Source organism: Collimonas sp., from assembly GCF_039923675.1.
Lineage (GTDB): Bacteria > Pseudomonadota > Gammaproteobacteria > Burkholderiales > Burkholderiaceae_D > Collimonas.
Window position 1 is genome coordinate 1 of record NZ_JBDTCG010000063.1, and the last position, 17,823, is coordinate 17,823.

A 17,823-nucleotide genomic window follows, 5' to 3' on the forward strand; every position below is an offset into this window, starting at 1 on the left:
AGCTTTGCTTGGCTAGAGAAAAACCGGCGCTTATGGAAGAACTGCGAGCGATGGCTCAACACCAGCTTGCAGTTCATCAACCTAACCTTCTTGGCGATGCTGCTCAGAAGATCGTGAACACGTTCTAAGAACCCGGCCCTATAAATCGAGCCGGCCTTGCAGAAAATTTATGGCAACTATTGAAATTTTATTGATACGCCACGGCGAAACAGACTGGAACCTGGAGCGCCGCCTGCAGGGCCATCTTGATATTCCGCTGAACCAGGTCGGCCAGCGGCAAGCGCTGGCGCTGGCTCGCAGCCTGGATGGCATCACCCTCGACGCCATCTTCAGCAGCGATCTGCAACGTGCGCAGCAAACCGCCGCGCCCCTGGCCGCCGCCCGCAATCTGCCGCTGCAAGTCGACGCCAGCTTGCGCGAGCGTTGCTACGGTGCGCTGGAAGGCTTGCGCTATCCGGAGGCGGCGCAGCGCTTTCCAGAGGCTTATGCCGCCTTAATGGAGCGCGCTGTGGATTTTCGTTATCCGGCTGGCGTGCATGCCGCGGAAACCATGCGTGAATTTTACGAGCGGGCGGTACGTACTTTACTGGCGGTACCGGCCCGCGCCGATCAAAGACGGATTGCGATCGTCACCCATGGCGGCGTGCTGGATTGCATTTACCGTTACGCCAATTCATTGGCGCTGGAGCAGCCGCGCAGCTGCGATATTTTTAACGCCAGCATCAATCGCCTGAGCTGGAATCCGGAACGGGCGCAACCATTGCGGGTGGATAGCTGGGCCGATATAGCCCATCTGGACGAGTTGACACTGGACGAAATCCAGCGCTGACCAGGCACAGAAAACGGCGGCGGAAAATACCGTGGTAGATATGTGAATTATTGCCGTAGATCAACTATCAAAAACTGTTATAAATCTGTATAAGCTCCTGTGAAAACAGTTGCGATAAAGGCAGCGTGCTTGTGCTAATCTTGCTGATAAGAACTAAAACAACAGCGGGACTGCCAGCATGAAACTTAATCTCTTCCCCTCTTGGGCGCAGCGAGCTGCTGACTCCGAGCAATTTGTGGAATCGACCACGGGGAAAAAGACCGCCGCCTCCGTGTCGACAGCTACCCTGAGCGCCGAGCAACTGGCGCTGGTCGGCGTCCTTCATCAGTTACTGCAAACTTTGCCCCAGGCTTACAGCGGCCGCGAAAGCGTCAAACGGCTATGCCAGATGATCTTGCCAGCCAGCCCGCATATCCGGCTGGTATGGGTTGGTTTTTGCCAGGATGATTCGGAAGCCACGATCAAGCCGACGGCGATCGTCGGCAAGGCATTGAGCGAGTCGGATCATTGGCAGCTGGCCAAGGATTGTTTTGATTACGTCGCACCGTTTGCCCAGGCCGCAGATTGGGAAGCGGGACACGATAGCGATTTCCAGGCCCTGTTTGCACCTTGGCAAGCGCATCCGGAGCTGTGTTCAGCCAAGGCTGCGCTGGCGATCCCGTTACGTTCGGAAAAAGCCCGGATGCACGGCATGATGGTGTTTTATGCCGACAGCCAGGATTATTTTTCAAACGCCGGGTTTGCCTCGTTCCAGGCGTTCGGCCATGTGTGCGAAGTGATCTGGAAGCAATCCAACCTGTCGCATCTGCTGACGCGGCAGGCGCAGCTTGACTCGCTGACCGGCTTGCTGACGCGGCGCCGGATCGTCCATGTGTATGAAGAAGCCGTAGCGGCGACCGCGACCGATGAGTCGCCGCTGTCGATCCTGTATTGCCAGCTGGATGATTTTCACAAGATCAACGATCTCTACGGCTGGGCCGTGGCCGACAACATCCTGGCGGCTTTTGCCAAGGATACCGGCGGCCAGCTGCGCAAGACCGATAGCGGCGGCCGCTGGAATGCGACCGAATTCCTGTACGTGTTGCCGGCGACCGACACCGTAGATGCCGAAAACCTGGCCGCTTCCTTTCTCGGCCATTTCAAGAATCACCCGGTAAATATCGAGAACTGGTCGATCCGGCTGGCGCTCTCGGTAGGGGCGGCCACCTACGGCGCCGATGGCCGCGGGCTCGATGAACTGATCCATTACGCGACGCAGCATCTGCTTAGCTCCAGCACGGTGGCTGAAGACGAGCTCTAATTGCGGCACCGAGAATAACCCGCGTGCGGCGGCAATCGCGATAAAATGACGCCTTTCCCGCTGCAACGCATCTCGAGTTATCGATAGCGCCTTGAATTTTCCATGAACATTGGCCCTTATTTCCTGCGCAACAATGTCTTTGTGGCACCGATGGCAGGTGTCACCGACAGACCATTCCGGCAGCTCTGCAAAGAGCTGGGCGCGGGCTATGCGGTGTCGGAAATGGCGGCTTCCAATCCGCGTCTGTGGCAGACCGAGAAGACTTCGCGCCGCATCAATCACGACGGCGAGATGGAGCCAAGGGCGGTGCAGATCGCCGGCGCCGATCCGCAGATGCTGGCGGAGTGTGCAAAATACAACGTCGACCACGGCGCCCAGATCATCGATATCAACATGGGATGTCCGGTCAAGAAAGTCTGCAACAGCTGGTGCGGTTCGGCTTTGTTGCAAGACGAGCAACTGGTGGCGAAGATCCTGGAGGCGGTGGTCAATGCGGTCGATGTGCCGGTGACGCTGAAATTCCGCACCGGCTGGGATCGCCTCAACAAGAATGCCTTGAATATTGCACGGCTGGCCGAAGCCAGCGGCATCGCTATGCTGACCTTGCACGGACGCACCCGCGCCGACGGCTACAGCGGCGACGCTGAATACCAGACGATTGCGGCAGTCAAAGCGGCGGTAGGCATCCCGGTAGTCGCCAACGGCGATATCACGACGCCGGAAAAGGCACGCCAGGTGCTGGCCTACACCAAGGCCGATGCCATCATGGTTGGTCGTGCGGCGCAAGGGCGGCCATGGATTTTCCGCGAGATCGAACATTACCTGCGCACCGGTGAATACTTGCCGGCGCCGCTGGTGGCGGAAGTGCAACAGCTGATGGATGAACATCTGCGCGCGCACTACGGCTTCTACGGGGATTACCTGGGTGTCCGCACCGCACGCAAGCATATCGGCTGGTATGTGCGGGATTTGCCGGGCGGTGAAGCCTTCCGGCAACGCATGAACCTGCTGGAGGATTGCAGCCAGCAGCTGGCAGCAGTAAATAGCTTCTTCGAATCGCAGTTTGCGTTTGGGGAGCGGTTACAATACGGGGTGGCCGAGCAGATGGCGGCCTGAATCAGGTTAACAAGAAAAAGGACCGGGTGAGTTTTAGTCCCGATCTTAAAAAAAGAATAGTAAAAAAGAATGAGCAAAGAAAGTATCCAAGACGTGGTAAGGCAAAGCCTTGAAAAATATTTCAAGGACTTGGGCGAGCAGCCGCCGTCGAATGTGTACGACATGGTGATTTCCACGGTTGAAAAACCGGTATTGGAAGCTGTGATCGCGCGCGCCGAAGGTAACCAGTCGCATGCCGCCGAAATGCTGGGCATCAATCGCAATACCCTGCGCAAGAAATTGCAGCAGCACGGTCTTTTGTAATCCAGGCTTCGGGTTCAGGAATAATGGGCGTGCCGGTCACGCCCGGTTAGCAAGGTTTTCAGCAGTTCAGTAACGTCCGATTGTCATTTCCGCCATGGGCGGCAGCGCATTCCGCATAATAGAGTTATCCGAAGTCCGTTCACCTTCCCGTCATTCATCACCTTCCAGAGTTTTCACTATGATCAAACAAGCCCTCATTTCCGTATCCGACAAGACCGGGATACTCGATTTCGCAAAAGAGTTGTCGGCGCTTGGCGTGAATATTCTGTCGACCGGCGGCACCGCCAAGCTGTTGGCTGACAACGGCATCAAGGTCACGGAAGTGGCGGATTACACAGGTTTTCCGGAAATGCTCGATGGCCGGGTCAAGACTTTGCACCCGAAAGTCCACGGCGGCATCCTGGCGCGCCGCGATTTCCCGGAACACATGGCAGCCTTGACCCAGCACCAGATCCCGATGATCGACATGGTGGTGGTCAATCTGTACCCGTTCCAGCAGACGATTGCCAAGGAGCAGTGCTCGCTGGAAGACGCGATCGAGAACATCGACATCGGCGGTCCTGCCATGCTGCGCTCCTCGGCCAAGAACCATAAGGATGTCATCGTCCTGTGCGATCCTAGCGACTATGCAGCGGTGCTGGACGAGCTGAAAGCGAATCAGGGTGAAGTCGGCTGCGGCACCAAGTTCGCGCTGGCCAAGAAGGTATTTGCCCATACCGCGCAATACGACGGCGCCATCACCAATTACTTCACTTCGCTGGGCGAAGACAAGCAGCACACCACCCGCAGCGCCTATCCGGCAACCCTCAACCTGCATTTCGAAAAAGTGCAGGAAATGCGTTACGGCGAAAACCCGCACCAGTCGGCCGCGTTCTACCGCGACACCCGGCATGTCGAAGGCGCGCTGGCAAATTACAAGCAGTTGCAGGGCAAGGAACTGTCCTATAACAATATCGCCGATGCCGATGCGGCCTGGGAATGCGTCAAGACCTTCAGCGACACCGCCTGCGTCATCATCAAGCATGCCAATCCTTGCGGCGTCGCGATTGGCGCCAATCCGCTGGAAGCCTATAGCAAGGCGCTGCAGACCGATCCGACCTCGGCTTTTGGCGGCATCATCGCCTTCAACCAGGAACTCGACGGCAACGCCGCCGAAGCGGTCGCCAAGCAATTCGTCGAAGTGATCATCGCCCCGTCTTTCACCGAGCAAGCCAGGCAGATTTTCGCCGCCAAGCAGAATGTGCGCTTGCTGGAAATCCCGCTGGCGCATGCCATCAACTCACATGACTTCAAGCGCGTAGGCGGCGGCTTGCTGGTGCAATCGCCGGATGCCCGCAATGTCGCTTTGGGCGAGCTGAAAGTGGTTAGCAAGAAGCGGCCGACCCAGCAGCAATTGCAAGATCTGATGTTTGCCTGGCGCGTCGCCAAGTTCGTCAAGTCGAACGCGATCGTATTCTGCGGCAATGGCATGACCCTGGGCGTAGGCGCCGGCCAGATGAGCCGCGTCGACTCCGCCCGCATTGCCTCGATCAAGGCGCAAAACGCCGGCTTGTCGCTGGTTGGTTCGGCGGTCGCGTCGGATGCTTTCTTCCCGTTCCGCGACGGCCTGGATGTCGTGGTCGATGCCGGCGCCACCTGCGTCGTGCAGCCGGGCGGCTCGATGCGTGACCAGGAAGTGATCGACGCTGCCGACGAGCATGGCGTCGTCATGCTGCTGACAGGTGTCCGTCATTTCCGCCACTAAGTTGTTGAGCAGCGCTTCGCCGATGCTTGTAACGGCGCGGCGCTCCAGAATATGAAAATCCTCGGCATCGACCCAGGTCTGCGGACCACCGGATTCGGCATCATCGACAAGCAGGGCAGCAAGCTCAGCTATGTCGCCTCGGGCACCATCAAGACGCCGGACGCCGATTTGCCGCAACGGCTGAAGGTGATACTGGCGAGTGTCTCCGAGGTGATCCGTACCTACGCACCAGATTGCTCGGCGATCGAGAAAGTATTTGTCAACGTCAATCCGCAATCGACGCTGCTGCTCGGGCAGGCCCGTGGTGCGGCCATTTGCGCGTTAGTGAGCGCAGACTTGGCGGTCGCCGAATATACCGCTTTGCAGATCAAGCAGGCAGTCGCCGGCCATGGCAAGGCGCAAAAACAGCAGGTTCAGGATATGGTGCAGCGGCTGTTGCAGTTACCCGGCTTGCCGGGTACCGATGCCGCCGATGCACTGGCCGTGGCGATTTGCCATGCGCACAGCGGTGATGCCTTGGCGCATCTGAGTTCGCTGGCGCCTGACCTTGCGAAGAAAGGTTTACGCGTACGTGGCGGCCGGCTGGTCGGTTAAGGCGTCGAACCGGCGAAGTGCCGAGTTGAATATACGCAGTTGTTTTCTATTGTTATCGTGAAATATTGTTATATTCCATCATCGAAGCTGCCCATCCCGCACCATCAGGCTGCCTACTCCCTTCTTTATCTGTGATTTGTCGCATTTTAGATGTCCAACGCTCAGCCCAATTGTGAACCTTTGTTTCGGCATGTTTGCCGCAAACACATGTGTATAGCTCAGAGCCGACATTTACAACTCTCGCTAAGTCCTTCATTTATTTAGTAATTCAATGTAAAGCATTCTCCCCCCATCTTTAAATAATGGCGCTAAGTCATTGACTTTACTCGCATATTTTCCAATTGCTCGCTGCTAAATGGCTTGACCTAGAATAGTGCATCCTCTAAAGTGGGTGAAAGTGTGGAAAAGTGTTTTTTTGTGGGGCATTTTTACTAACTTGAAAAGAAATATTTCCAGAATTTAGTCAATATTTAGCCACTATTTTTAACCGATAAGCAGGAGCGTGTACGGTGTTTCAGGGTGCGTCAGCATTAAATCTCGATGCGAAAGGACGGATGGCGGTGCCATCCAAGCATCGTGACGCGCTGACTGTCCAGTGCGAGGGGCGGCTGACGCTCACCAAACACCCGCACGGCTGCCTGTTGTTATTCCCGCGTCCGGTCTGGGAAAGCCACCGCGAGCAAATCGCCGCGTGGCCGATGTCGGCGCGCGCCTGGCAGCGGATTTTCCTGGGTAATGCCTCGGATGTCGAACTTGACTCCGCCGGCCGCATCCTGGTGGCGCCGGAACTGCGTACGGCCGCCGGCCTGACGCGCGACGTCATGTTGCTGGGCATGGGAAGCCATTTCGAGATCTGGGATGCAGCCAAGCTGGCTGAGAGCGAGTCGCAAGCTGTCGCGGCTGGCATGCCCGATGTGTTAAGTAATTTTTCGTTCTGACAGGCCCGCCATGAGTGAACCAGTGGTGCCCGAGTTCCAGCACCGCACCGTGTTATTGGATGAGGCCGTCAGTGCGCTGGCGATCGAAGGCGCGCGCGTCGACGGTATCTATGTCGACGGAACTTTCGGCCGCGGCGGCCATAGCCGCAAGATTTTACAGAGTCTGGGTGAGCGCGGCCGTCTGATCGCGTTCGACAAGGACCCGCAAGCTATCGCCACCGCGAGCCTGATAAACGATCCGCGTTTCGAGATCGTGCATGACAGTTTTGCGACGATGGCGCAGGCCTTGCAAGAAAGAGGAATAAAGCAAGTCGATGGCGTGCTGCTGGATCTGGGCATTTCATCGCCGCAGGTGGATGACGCCAGCCGGGGCTTCAGTTTTCGTGCCGACGGCCCGCTCGACATGCGGATGGATACGACGCGCGGGATATCGGCCGCAGAGTGGCTGGCTAGCGCGGATGAACAAATAATAGGAAAGGTGGTACGTGATTATGGGGAAGAACGGTTTGCTGTTCAGATTGCAAAGGCGATTGTTGCTGGCCGCACAATCGAGCCCATTGTTGGCACACGACAGCTTGCCAAGATCGTGGCAAACGCCGTCAAGACCCGCGAGAAAGGCAAAGACCCGGCCACTCGTACCTTTCAGGCTATACGGATTTTCATCAATCAAGAGCTTGAAGAACTCGAGATAGTACTGGACCAGGCATTTCGGCAGATGGGCCGGCAAGGGAGATTAGTCGTGATCAGCTTTCATTCGCTGGAAGACCGGATCGTCAAGCAGTTCCTGGCTTCCAAAGCCAGGCTGCCGCAGCCCGACCGTCGCCTGCCGATTCGTGCGGTCGACCTGCCGCAGCCGGAATTGAAACTGATCTCCCGCGTCAAGCCCTCCGATGCCGAAGTTGCCGACAACCCACGTTCCCGTTCCGCCATCATGCGCGTCGGCGAACGCCTGGCCGACAGCGCAGCGCAAAACGGGGGGCAATCATGACCGGCCGCCTGAATTTCGTGCTGGCCCTGGCACTGATGCTGTGTGCGCTGGCGCTGGTCAATGCTCAATACCAGGCGCGCCAGCTGTTTATTGAGCTGGAACGGGTGGCCAGCCAGTCGAGACAGCTGGATATCGAGTGGGCGCAATTGCAGCTCGACCAGTCCACCCTGGGCAAGAATTCCCGCATCGAGGCCAGCGCCACGCGCGACCTCAACATGGTGCCGCTGACCGCCGCCCGTACCCAATACCTGACGCTGGGGGATAAATGACGCGCAATCCTCCGCGCAGCCCCCACACCGGCCGCGTTGCGGCTGGCAAAGGCGTGCCGTTTTCGGCCAGCCCGGTGCTCAAGGTCAAGTTGCCGGTATGGCGCTCGCGGGTGGTGCTGTTCGCCATGTTCGCGGCTTTCCTGGCGCTGATCGTACGGGCGCTGTGGCTGCAAGGCATTTCCACCGACTTCCTGCAAAAACAAGGCGCGTCGCGCTATGCGCGGACGCTGGAACTGCCGGCCACGCGCGGCAAGATTACCGACCGCAATGGCCAGGTGCTGGCATCCTCGGTGCCGGTCAAGGCGATCTGGGCGATTCCTGACGACGTCAAGGACGCGCCGAAAGAAAAATTGCAGGCGCTGGCGAAACTGCTCGACATGAGCGACGCCGAGCTGAACAAGAAACTCGATTCCGACCGCAATTTTGTCTATCTCAAACGGCAAGTCGAGCAAGACGTGTCCGACAAGATCGTCAAGCTTGGCATCGACGGCATCGAAACCCGCAAGGAATACAAGCGCTTCTACCCTGAAGGCGAGGTGATGGCGCACGTGGTGGGCTTTACCAACGTGGAAGATGCCGGCCAGGACGGGATGGAGCTGTCGCAACAGAAGACCTTGGCGGGCGCCACCGGCAGCCGGCGTGTAATCAAGGACCGGCTCGGCCGCATCGTGGAAGATATCGAAGCGGTCAAGGAACCGCATGACGGCAAGGACCTGGTGCTCTCGATCGACAGCAAGATCCAGTACATTGCCTTCACCCAGCTCAAGGAAGCGGTCGAGAAATTCAAGGCCAAGGCCGGCGGTATCGTGGTGGTCGACGCCAAGAGCGGCGAAGTGCTGGCGCTGGCCAACCTGCCGAGCTACAACCCCAACGACCGCTCAGTCCTGACCGGCGCGCAATTGCGCAACCGCGTGATGACGGATACCTTCGAGCCGGGCTCGACCCTGAAGCCGTTTACCATCGCGCTAGCGCTAGACACCAACCGGGTGCAGGCCTCCACCACGTTCCAGGTGCCGGACAAGATGACCATCGGCACCGCCACCATCGGCGATTCGCATCCGCACGGCTTGCTGACCATGAGCGTGGCGCAGATTATCCAGAAATCGTCGAACCTCGGCACCGCGCAGATCGCTCTGAAAATGCCGGCTGAAGAAATGTGGGAAATGTTCACCACCGTCGGTCTCGGTCAGCAGCCGAAATTCGGCTTTCCCGGCGCCGTCGCCGGCCGCGTGCGGCCGTTCAAATCCTGGCGGCCGATCGAGCAGGCCACCATGAGCTACGGCCACGGCATCTCGGTATCGCTGATCCAGATGGCGCACGCATATACGATTTTTGCCCGCAACGGCGACCTGATTCCGCTCTCGTTCCAAAAGGTGACCGAGCCACCGGTCGGCCAGCGCGTGGTCTCTGAAAAGACCGCGCTTACCATGCGCGCCATGCTGGAGCGGGTGACCGCGCCTGGCGGTACTGCGCCGAAAGCTCAGGTGCCTGGCTACCGGGTCGGCGGCAAGACCGGTACCGCCTACAAGATTGAAGGCGGCAAGTATGTCAAAAAATACATCGCCGATTTCGTCGGCTTTGCACCGGCCTCCGATCCGCGCCTGATCATTGCCGTGATGGTCGATGAGCCGACTGTCGGCTCCCACTTCGGCGGTGACGTGGCTGCGCCAGTGTTTGCGACGGTCGCGGCGAACGCCTTGCGCGCGCTGAACGTGCCGCCGGATTCCAGCGTTACCGACATCATCATCCCGACTGACGGTCCGCAGGAGGGGTTGTAATGACCTCCAAGGGCAACCAATTGCAAGACATCCGGCAGTGGCTGAACGGCGTTGCGCCGGCCGGTGCGGAGCTGGTGTCGGATTCGCGCAAGATCAAGGCTGGCGACGTATTCTTTGCCTATCCTGGCGATGCCGCGGATGGTCGCACCTACATTGCGCAAGCGCTGAAAAATGGCGCCTCCGCGGTGATCTACGAGAGCGATAAATTTAGCTGGGATGCTGCATGGACTGCCGCGCATATGGCTGTCGGCGATCTCAAGCATCTTTCCGGTCAGATCGCCGCCGCGTATTACCAGCAAGCCGATAAAGACATGCTGGTGGTGGCCGTCACCGGCACCAATGGCAAGACGTCCTGCAGCCAATGGCTGGGACATGCCTTGTCGCATCTGGGACAGGCTACTGGCGTGATCGGCACGCTGGGCACCGGCATTTTTGCGCAAGGCCGGCGCGGCGAATTCGATGAAACCGGCAACACCACGCCGGATGCGCTGCTGTTGCAGCAAAGCTTGCGCGACATGCGTCAGCAAGGCGTCACTGCCTTAGCCATCGAGGCGTCTTCGATCGGCCTCGAGCAAGGCCGCATGAACGGCATGCATGTAGATATCGCCCTGTTCACCAATTTCACCCGCGACCATCTGGATTACCACGGCGACGAGCAACATTACGAAGCCGCCAAGCGCATGCTATTCGACTGGCCGGGTTTGCAGCAAGCCGTAATCAATCTCGATGACGACATGGGCTTGCGCCTGGTCAGCCATCTGCAGCAAAAGAAACCTGCGATTCCTGTGGTCGGCTATACCTGCGGCGAACTGGGCGCACCGTCGGACGTCGCCGTACTGCGTGCCTCGGCGATCCGCACCAGTGCCAGCGGCACCGTGTTTCACGTCGAGTCGTCGTTCGGTTCGGGACAGATCAAGACGCAATTGGTCGGTCAATTCAATGTCAGTAATGCACTGGGTATCCTGGGCGTGTTGCTGGCGCATGGCATTGAGTGGGAAACAGCACTCGATACGATTGAACTGTTGGTCGCCGTACCGGGTCGAATGCAGCAATTCGGCGGCCATGATGCGCCGCTGATCGTGATCGATTATGCCCACACGCCGGATGCTTTGGAAAAGACCTTGAGTACCTTGCGCCAGGTTGCGCAGCAACGCGATGGAGAGCTGTGGTGCGTATTCGGTTGCGGCGGCGATCGTGATCCCGGCAAACGGCCACAGATGGGTGCAGTGGCGGAGCTGGCGGATCACGTCATCATCACCAGCGACAATCCGCGCAGCGAAGAGCCGGCCGCCATCATCGGCCAGGTGCTGGCCGGGATGACGGCGTCACGCGCTGCGCAAGCGCAGACATTGGAAGACCGCGCCGCCGCGATCCTGTGGGGAGTACGTCACGCCGCCAGGGTGGATGTCGTGCTGCTGGCAGGAAAAGGACATGAAACATATCAGGAAATCAAAGGAAAGAAATTGCCGTTTTTAGACGCCGACCATGCCGCCCTGGCGCTCGCAGCACGGGCTACGATGAAGGGCGGCAGCTGATGCATACCTCATTAGCGCAACTACAGTCCTGGCTGGGCCTGCCCGCGAGCGCGAGCGGCCAGACTGCGCTTAGCGGTCTGTTCACGGATAGCCGTGCCGTGACCCCCGGTTCCGTGTTTGTCGCCCTGCGCGGCGAGCGTTTCGACGCCCACGATTTCCTGGATCAGGTCGTTGTGCAAGGCGCTGCTGCTGTGGTGGTTGAGCGCGCTCCCGCGGCATTGGCTGTTCCCGCGCTGCTCGTCGACGATACCCGCCTGGCCCTGGGCACGATAGGACAGCGCTGGCGTCAGCAATTCAAGCTGCCGTTGATTGCCGTCACGGGCAGCAATGGCAAGACCACCGTAAAAGAAATGATTGCCGCGATCCTGGTCGCGGCTTTTGGCGTTGACAAGTCGCTGGCTACGCGCGGCAATTTCAATAACGAAATTGGCGTGCCGCTGACGTTGTTGCGGCTGGAAGCCGGTCATCAGGCCGCTGTCATCGAGTTGGGCATGAACCACCCCGGCGAAATCGCGGTACTGACCTCGATTGCCGAACCCACCGTCGCTCTGGTCAACAACGCCCAGCGCGAACATCAGGAGTTCATGGCCAGCGTCGAAGCAGTCGCCGAGGAAAACGGCAGCGTGATCCGCGGTTTGGGGCGCAATGGCATCGCGGTATTTCCGGCGGACGATCCTTACACCGTTCTATGGCGCAGCTATGGCGCGGGCAAGGGCGGCTGCATCACGTTCGGCCTGACGCCTGACGCCGACGTCCATTGCAGCTACAACAATGCCGCCAATGGCTTCGGCAGCGACTTGACGGTCAGCGTTCCGGATCAGCCGGCGTTCGCCGTGCAACTGTCCGCAGCCGGCGAGCACAATGTCCGCAATGCACTGGCCGCCATCGCCTGCGCCCTGGCAATCGGCGTCGATGTCGACGCCATCAAGCGCGGCCTGGAATCCTTCGCGCCGGTCAGCGGCCGCCTGCAACGCAAGCTGGCAACCGTGGCGACCTGTGCCGGCGCGTTGGTGATTGACGATACCTACAACGCCAATCCGGATTCGGTGCGCGCCGCCATCGATGTGCTGGCGCAGGTTGCCGTACCGCGCTTGCTGGTATTGGGCGAGATGGGCGAGATCGGCAATGACGGCCGCCAGTTTCACCAGGAAATCGGCGCTTACGCACAGCAACGCGGCATCACCCGGTTATTCACGCTGGGCGATATGGCTGCCGAGGCCGGCGTTGCTTTTGGCCCGCAAGCACAACACTTTATCGACATCACAGCGTTGCTAGCCGCGCTCGATGCCACCATGACACCGAATACGACCGTGCTGGTCAAAGGGTCGCGTTTCATGAAAATGGAGCGCGCCGTCCAGCACCTGGTTGGCACAACATCTGAGGGGGCTCACTAACATGCTGCTATGGCTGGCACAAAATTTTCAGCAGGATTTCGGTTTCCTGCGCGTCTTCAACTTCATCACCTTTCGCGCTGTGTTCGCGACCTTGACGGCGTTGACGATCGGCTTGATCGCAGGTCCCGGCGTGATCCGCATGCTGGCGCGCCTGAAGGTCGGCCAGGCGGTGCGTACCGACGGCCCGCAAACGCATCTGGTCAAATCCGGCACGCCGACCATGGGTGGCGTGCTGATCCTGATTTCCATCGGGATTTCCACTTTGCTGTGGAGCGATCTCGGTAATCGCTTTGTCTGGATCGTGCTGATCGTGACGCTCGGTTTCGGCACCATCGGCTGGGTCGATGACTATCGCAAGGTGGTCTACAAGGATCCGAACGGCATGCGGTCGCGCGAAAAATATTTCTGGCAATCGGTGATCGGCGTGATTGCCGCGATCTACCTGGCGTTCTCGGTTTCGGCGCCGAACAACACCCAGGTCTGGGATTTGTTCGTGGCTTGGGTCAAATCCGGCTTCAGCCTGGATCTGCCGCCAAAGGCTGACTTGATCGTGCCGTTCTTCAAGACCGTCAGCTACCCGCTGGGCGTGTGGGGTTTCATGGCGCTGACCTATTTTGTCATCGTCGGCACCAGCAACGCAGTCAACCTGACCGATGGCCTCGACGGCCTGGCGATCATGCCGACCGTGATGGTGGGCGCGGCGCTGGGATTGTTCGCTTATCTGACCGGTAACGTGACTTTCGCCAAGTATCTGCTGATCCCGCATATCCCGGGGGCGGGTGAATTGCTGATCTTCTGCGGCGCGATGGCCGGAGCGGGGCTTGCCTTCCTTTGGTACAACGCCTACCCGGCGCAGGTCTTCATGGGCGATGTCGGCGCGCTGGCATTGGGCGGCGCGCTCGGTACCGTGGCGGTGATCGTGCGCCAGGAAATCGTGCTTTTTATTATGGGCGGTATTTTCGTGGTCGAAACTTTATCGGTCATGTTGCAAGTAATCTATTTCAAGTACACCAAAAAGCGCTTCGGCGTCGGTCGCCGCGTGCTGCTGATGGCGCCCTTGCACCATCACTATGAACAAAAAGGCTGGAAAGAGACGCAGGTGGTAGTGCGTTTCTGGATCATTTCGATGATGCTGGTGTTGTTTGGACTTTCAACCCTGAAGTTAAGGTAGCGGGTAGCAGTAATGGACTATACGGGTAAACATGTTCTGGTATTAGGGCTCGGAGAATCCGGCCTGGCATCCGCTTTGTGGCTGGCACATTGCGGTGCGACCGTGCGCGTGGCAGATACACGCAGCGCGCCGGAACGGCTGCCGCTTTTGCTACAGGCAATTCCGGCAGTGGAGTTTGTCAGTTCCGGCGAAGAAGGCGGTTTTGCCGACAGTCTGCTGGATGGCATCGACTTTGCCGTGACCAGCCCGGGTTTGGCGCCAACCAAAGAATTGAAGGAAATCTTGTCCGCCGCCACCGACCGTGACATTCCGGTCTGGGGCGAGATCGAGGTATTTGCACAAGCGCTGGCAGCGTTGTGCGAAAGCCAGGCTTATGCGCCGAAAGTGATTGCCATCACCGGCACCAACGGCAAGACGACTGTCACCAGTTTGACCGGATTGCTGTGTGAACGGGCCGGCCTGACAGTGCAGGTTGCCGGCAATATCAGCCCGGCGGCGCTGGATGTCTTGCGCAGCGCGCTCGAGCGCGACGCCTTGCCGCAGGTCTGGGTGCTGGAACTGTCCAGTTTCCAGCTACACGCAACCTGTGGCCTGCATGCCGATGCCGCAACGATTTTGAATATTACCCAGGACCACCTGGACTGGCATGGCGACATGGCGTCATATGTCGCCGACAAGGCGCGCATCTTCAGCGCCAACACCGTGCGTATATTGAATCGCGACGATCCTTTGACGATGCAGTTCAAGGCTGGTAACAGTATCAGCTTCGGCTTTGACGAGCCGGATGAAGGCGATTGTTTCGGCCTGGTCAGCGATAACGGCATGCAGTGGCTGTCGGTGGCGGTACCCGGCGACGAAGAAGAAAGAATCGAGAAGCGGCGCAACAAGAAAGAACAATTGGCCCTGTTGCCGGTGACGGTAAAACGCCTGATGCCGGCCGACGCTCTGCGCATCCGTGGCCGCCACAATGCCGCCAATGCACTGGCGGCGCTGGCGCTGTGCCGCGCAATCGACTTGCCGTTTGCGCCCTTGCTGCATGGTCTGCGCGAATACCACGGCGAGCCGCATCGGGTCGAACTGGTCACCACTATCGGCGGCGTCGAATATTACGATGACAGCAAGGGCACCAACGTCGGCGCCACGGTGGCGGCGCTGAACGGCCTGGGCCGTGGTTGCGACGGCGACGGTAATGCCAGCCGCCTGATACTGATCGCAGGCGGTGATGGCAAAGGGCAGGATTTTGCGCCGCTGGGCGCGCCGCTGGCCGCCTATGGCCGTGCGCTGTTGCTGATCGGCCACGATGCGCCGGCCATTCGCGCTGCGGTTGAAAGCCAGGCTGGCGGCCTTGAAATTGTAAACTGCGAAACATTGGAACAGGCAGTAGCGCACGCCGCCGGGCTGGCGCATCCTGGCGACGCCGTGCTGCTGTCGCCGGCCTGCGCCAGTTTCGACATGTTCCGCAATTACGCCCACCGGGCGCAGGTGTTTGTCGATGCAGTGCGTGAACTGGCCTTGTCGCGCGGCGAGGTCGGACTATGAAATTCGCCTTTCCCTCATTTTCCGGCAAGTCGGCGGACAGCACGGTAAATAGTGCGCCGTCGCGGCCGCGTACGCGCGACAGCCAGAAGCCTGGCGTCCAGCGCTCGAAAATGATGGAATACGACCAGCCATTGGTATGGGTGGTCATCCTGCTGATGCTGTTCGGATTGGTAATGGTGTATTCGGCCTCGATCGCCTTGCCGGATTCCCCCAAGTACGCCAACTACACGAATGCTCATTTCCTGGTGAGGCAAGCGATTTTCATCTGCGTATCGCTGGTCGCCGGAATGGTGACTTTCCGCATTCCCATTGCCGCCTGGCAGCGTTGGGCGCCGTATCTGTTCGTGATTACCCTGATATTGCTGGCCATGGTGCTGGTGCCTGGCCTGGGGCGCGGCGTCAATGGCGCCAAGCGCTGGCTGTCGTTCCGGGTCTTCAATTTGCAGCCGTCGGAACTGATGAAGTTGTTCATCGTGTTGTACGCGGCCAATTACACGGTGCGTAAACAGGAAGTGATGCATAAGCTGACCAAGGGCTTCCTGCCGATGACTGCGGCGGTCGGCCTGGTCGGTCTGTTGCTGATGCTGGAACCGGATCTGGGTGCGCTCGGCGTGATCGTTTGCATCGCCATGGGCATTTTGTTTTTGGGCGGGATCAACGGCGTCTGGTTCGGCGGCATCGGCGCCATGCTGGCGGGAATGTTCACACTAGTGATCTGGCTCTCGCCGTGGCGTCGCGAGCGGATTTTTGCTTACCTGAATCCGTGGGCCGAAGAAAACGCCCTGGGCAAGGCTTACCAGCTGTCGCATTCGCTGATTGCCTTTGGGCGCGGGGAACTGTTTGGGGTCGGCCTCGGCGCCAGCGTGGAAAAGCTGCACTACCTGCCGGAAGCGCATACCGACTTCTTGCTGGCGGTGATCGGCGAGGAGCTGGGGTTTGTCGGCGTGCTGGTGGTTGTCATGCTGTTTTACTGGATTATCAAACGTTCGTTTGAAATCGGCCGCCAGGCGATTGCGATGGAACAGACTTTTGCCGGCCTGACCGCCAAGGGCATCGGCATCTGGATCGGCGTGCAGACGTTCATCAACATGGGCGTCAACCTCGGCCTGCTGCCGACCAAGGGTTTGACCTTGCCGCTCATGAGCTACGGCGGTTCCGGCGTACTGATCAATTGCATCGGGCTGGCGATCCTGTTGCGCATCGATTACGAAAACCGGGTTCTGATGCGTGGAGGCCGGGCATGAGCGCAAACAAAAAAAATCTGGTGATCATGGCGGCGGGTACCGGCGGCCATATTTTCCCCGGCCTGGCGATTGCCGACACCATGCGTGCCCGCGGCTGGCAAGTCAGCTGGCTGGGAACCACGCACGGCATGGAGACCGACCTGGTGCCGCAGCATGGCATCGAGATGGACAAGATCGCATTTTCCGGCCTGCGCGGCAAAGGCTTGGTGCATACCGTGCGTGGCGTTTGGCGCATGCTGCTCAGTTTTCCGGCATGTTTCCGGATCCTGGGCCGCCGTCAGGCGGATGTGGTGCTGGGCATGGGCGGTTATGTGACGGTGCCGGGCGGTGTGATGGCGCGTTTGCGCGGCTTGCCGCTGGTGCTGGTGAATGCCGATGCGGCTTTGCTGTTATCGAACAAAACCCTGACGCCGTTGGCCAAGCGGGTGCTGTTCGGCTTCCCCGCAGATTTCGGCAAGGCGGCCAGCAAGGCGCTGGTGACCGGCAATCCGGTGCGCAAGGAAATCTTGGCGTTGCCTTTGCCGGTAGAGCGCTACAGCGGTCGTATTGGTCCGCTGCGCTTGCTGGTGGTTGGCGGCAGCCTCGGCGCCAAGGCCTTGAACGATTGTCTGCCGGCGGCGCTGGCCTTGATTCCGGCCGACTTGCGGCCGAGCGTCACGCACCAGTCCGGCAAGCAGCATATCGATGCGTTGTGCGGTGCATATGCGGCAGCCGGGGTGACGGCGGAAGTAGTGGCGTTTATCGATGACATGCCGCGCCGTTATGCCGACGCCGACCTGGTGATTTGCCGGGCCGGGGCGATTACGGTGTCGGAACTGACCGCGGCAGGCGTCGCCAGCGTACTGGTGCCACTGGTGGCGTCGACCACTTCACATCAGCGTGACAATGCGCGCTGGATGGCGACGCAAAAGGCGGCGATTCATTTGCCGCAGACAGACTTAAGCAAAGAGCGCCTGGCCGCGTTGTTGACGCGGATCTCGCGTCAGGACTGCCAAACGATGGCGCAGGCAGCATATGAAAACGGCCGGCGCGATGCGAATGAAGCCATCGCGCAGGTTCTTGAAGAATTGGCAGGATAAGT

The 17,823-nt window shown here is 59.3% G+C and carries 16 protein-coding genes and 1 pseudogene; all 17 read left to right on the forward strand.

All coding sequences use genetic code 11. The features are described 5' to 3' along the window. Positions 1-117 (forward strand): annotated as a pseudogene (locus tag ABI171_RS13835) (IS5/IS1182 family transposase); the annotation flags it as partial. 52 nt (positions 118-169) lie between these two features. After that, the gene (locus ABI171_RS13840; protein ID WP_348093146.1) at positions 170-829 is read left to right on the forward strand and encodes a histidine phosphatase family protein; all 660 of its coding nucleotides are present in this window, start codon (positions 170-172) and stop codon (positions 827-829) included. Positions 830-1,007: 178 nt separating this feature from the next. After that, positions 1,008-2,129: a GGDEF domain-containing protein gene (locus ABI171_RS13845; RefSeq protein ID WP_348093147.1), complete on the forward strand. Its 1,122-nt coding sequence runs from the start codon at positions 1,008-1,010 to the stop codon at positions 2,127-2,129. A gap of 102 nt (positions 2,130-2,231) precedes the next feature. Continuing rightward, entirely contained in the window at positions 2,232-3,245 is a 1,014-nt protein-coding gene (gene dusB, locus ABI171_RS13850; RefSeq protein ID WP_348093148.1) for a tRNA dihydrouridine synthase DusB, read from the forward strand. 69 nt (positions 3,246-3,314) lie between these two features. After that, complete coding sequence (locus ABI171_RS13855; protein WP_348093149.1) at positions 3,315-3,548, forward strand: Fis family transcriptional regulator; 234 nt, start codon at positions 3,315-3,317, stop codon at positions 3,546-3,548. Positions 3,549-3,726: 178 nt separating this feature from the next. Beyond that, positions 3,727-5,292 (forward strand): bifunctional phosphoribosylaminoimidazolecarboxamide formyltransferase/IMP cyclohydrolase, encoded by a 1,566-nt coding sequence (purH, locus tag ABI171_RS13860; RefSeq protein WP_348093150.1) that lies wholly within the window; start codon positions 3,727-3,729, stop codon positions 5,290-5,292. Positions 5,293-5,343: 51 nt separating this feature from the next. After that, positions 5,344-5,886: a crossover junction endodeoxyribonuclease RuvC gene (ruvC, locus tag ABI171_RS13865; RefSeq protein ID WP_348093151.1), complete on the forward strand. Its 543-nt coding sequence runs from the start codon at positions 5,344-5,346 to the stop codon at positions 5,884-5,886. 509 nt (positions 5,887-6,395) lie between these two features. Next, entirely contained in the window at positions 6,396-6,824 is a 429-nt protein-coding gene (mraZ, locus tag ABI171_RS13870; RefSeq protein ID WP_348093152.1) for a division/cell wall cluster transcriptional repressor MraZ, read from the forward strand. A 10-nt stretch (positions 6,825-6,834) separates the two neighbouring features. After that, entirely contained in the window at positions 6,835-7,812 is a 978-nt protein-coding gene (gene rsmH, locus ABI171_RS13875; protein ID WP_348093153.1) for a 16S rRNA (cytosine(1402)-N(4))-methyltransferase RsmH, read from the forward strand. Beyond that, positions 7,809-8,081 (forward strand): cell division protein FtsL, encoded by a 273-nt coding sequence (gene ftsL, locus ABI171_RS13880; protein ID WP_348093154.1) that lies wholly within the window; start codon positions 7,809-7,811, stop codon positions 8,079-8,081. Before rsmH ends, ftsL begins: the two co-directional genes overlap by 4 nt. Further along, positions 8,078-9,859: a penicillin-binding protein 2 gene (locus ABI171_RS13885; RefSeq protein ID WP_348093155.1), complete on the forward strand. Its 1,782-nt coding sequence runs from the start codon at positions 8,078-8,080 to the stop codon at positions 9,857-9,859. The genes ftsL and ABI171_RS13885 overlap by 4 nt, the downstream gene beginning before the upstream one ends. Then, entirely contained in the window at positions 9,859-11,394 is a 1,536-nt protein-coding gene (locus ABI171_RS13890; protein ID WP_348093156.1) for a UDP-N-acetylmuramoyl-L-alanyl-D-glutamate--2,6-diaminopimelate ligase, read from the forward strand. Before ABI171_RS13885 ends, ABI171_RS13890 begins: the two co-directional genes overlap by 1 nt. Then, entirely contained in the window at positions 11,394-12,788 is a 1,395-nt protein-coding gene (murF, locus tag ABI171_RS13895) for a UDP-N-acetylmuramoyl-tripeptide--D-alanyl-D-alanine ligase (RefSeq protein WP_348093157.1), read from the forward strand. Before ABI171_RS13890 ends, murF begins: the two co-directional genes overlap by 1 nt. Before the next feature lies 1 nt (position 12,789). Beyond that, entirely contained in the window at positions 12,790-13,959 is a 1,170-nt protein-coding gene (gene mraY / locus ABI171_RS13900) for a phospho-N-acetylmuramoyl-pentapeptide-transferase (protein ID WP_348093158.1), read from the forward strand. Positions 13,960-13,971: 12 nt separating this feature from the next. Continuing rightward, a complete protein-coding gene (gene murD, locus ABI171_RS13905) occupies positions 13,972-15,498 on the forward strand; it encodes a UDP-N-acetylmuramoyl-L-alanine--D-glutamate ligase (RefSeq protein ID WP_348093159.1) in 1,527 nt (508 codons plus the stop codon). 110 nt (positions 15,499-15,608) lie between these two features. Beyond that, a complete protein-coding gene (gene ftsW, locus ABI171_RS13910; protein ID WP_348093196.1) occupies positions 15,609-16,742 on the forward strand; it encodes a putative lipid II flippase FtsW in 1,134 nt (377 codons plus the stop codon). Next, complete coding sequence (gene murG, locus ABI171_RS13915) at positions 16,739-17,821, forward strand: undecaprenyldiphospho-muramoylpentapeptide beta-N-acetylglucosaminyltransferase (protein WP_348093160.1); 1,083 nt, start codon at positions 16,739-16,741, stop codon at positions 17,819-17,821. Before ftsW ends, murG begins: the two co-directional genes overlap by 4 nt. Positions 17,822-17,823: the final 2 nt, after the last annotated feature.

What these genes read in the sequence shown, in the direction of transcription:
- ABI171_RS13840 (WP_348093146.1), top strand. Translation starts at nt 170, where the DNA reads ATGGCAACTATTGAAATTTTATTGATACGCCACGGCGAAACAGACTGG.
- ABI171_RS13845 (WP_348093147.1), top strand. Translation starts at nt 1,008, where the DNA reads ATGAAACTTAATCTCTTCCCCTCTTGGGCGCAGCGAGCTGCTGACTCC.
- dusB (WP_348093148.1), top strand. Translation starts at nt 2,232, where the DNA reads ATGAACATTGGCCCTTATTTCCTGCGCAACAATGTCTTTGTGGCACCG.
- ABI171_RS13855 (WP_348093149.1), top strand. Translation starts at nt 3,315, where the DNA reads ATGAGCAAAGAAAGTATCCAAGACGTGGTAAGGCAAAGCCTTGAAAAA.
- purH (WP_348093150.1), top strand. Translation starts at nt 3,727, where the DNA reads ATGATCAAACAAGCCCTCATTTCCGTATCCGACAAGACCGGGATACTC.
- ruvC (WP_348093151.1), top strand. Translation starts at nt 5,344, where the DNA reads ATGAAAATCCTCGGCATCGACCCAGGTCTGCGGACCACCGGATTCGGC.
- rsmH (WP_348093153.1), top strand. Translation starts at nt 6,835, where the DNA reads ATGAGTGAACCAGTGGTGCCCGAGTTCCAGCACCGCACCGTGTTATTG.
- ftsL (WP_348093154.1), top strand. Translation starts at nt 7,809, where the DNA reads ATGACCGGCCGCCTGAATTTCGTGCTGGCCCTGGCACTGATGCTGTGT.
- ABI171_RS13885 (WP_348093155.1), top strand. Translation starts at nt 8,078, where the DNA reads ATGACGCGCAATCCTCCGCGCAGCCCCCACACCGGCCGCGTTGCGGCT.
- ABI171_RS13890 (WP_348093156.1), top strand. Translation starts at nt 9,859, where the DNA reads ATGACCTCCAAGGGCAACCAATTGCAAGACATCCGGCAGTGGCTGAAC.
- murF (WP_348093157.1), top strand. Translation starts at nt 11,394, where the DNA reads ATGCATACCTCATTAGCGCAACTACAGTCCTGGCTGGGCCTGCCCGCG.
- mraY (WP_348093158.1), top strand. Translation starts at nt 12,790, where the DNA reads ATGCTGCTATGGCTGGCACAAAATTTTCAGCAGGATTTCGGTTTCCTG.
- murD (WP_348093159.1), top strand. Translation starts at nt 13,972, where the DNA reads ATGGACTATACGGGTAAACATGTTCTGGTATTAGGGCTCGGAGAATCC.
- ftsW (WP_348093196.1), top strand. Translation starts at nt 15,609, where the DNA reads ATGATGGAATACGACCAGCCATTGGTATGGGTGGTCATCCTGCTGATG.
- murG (WP_348093160.1), top strand. Translation starts at nt 16,739, where the DNA reads ATGAGCGCAAACAAAAAAAATCTGGTGATCATGGCGGCGGGTACCGGC.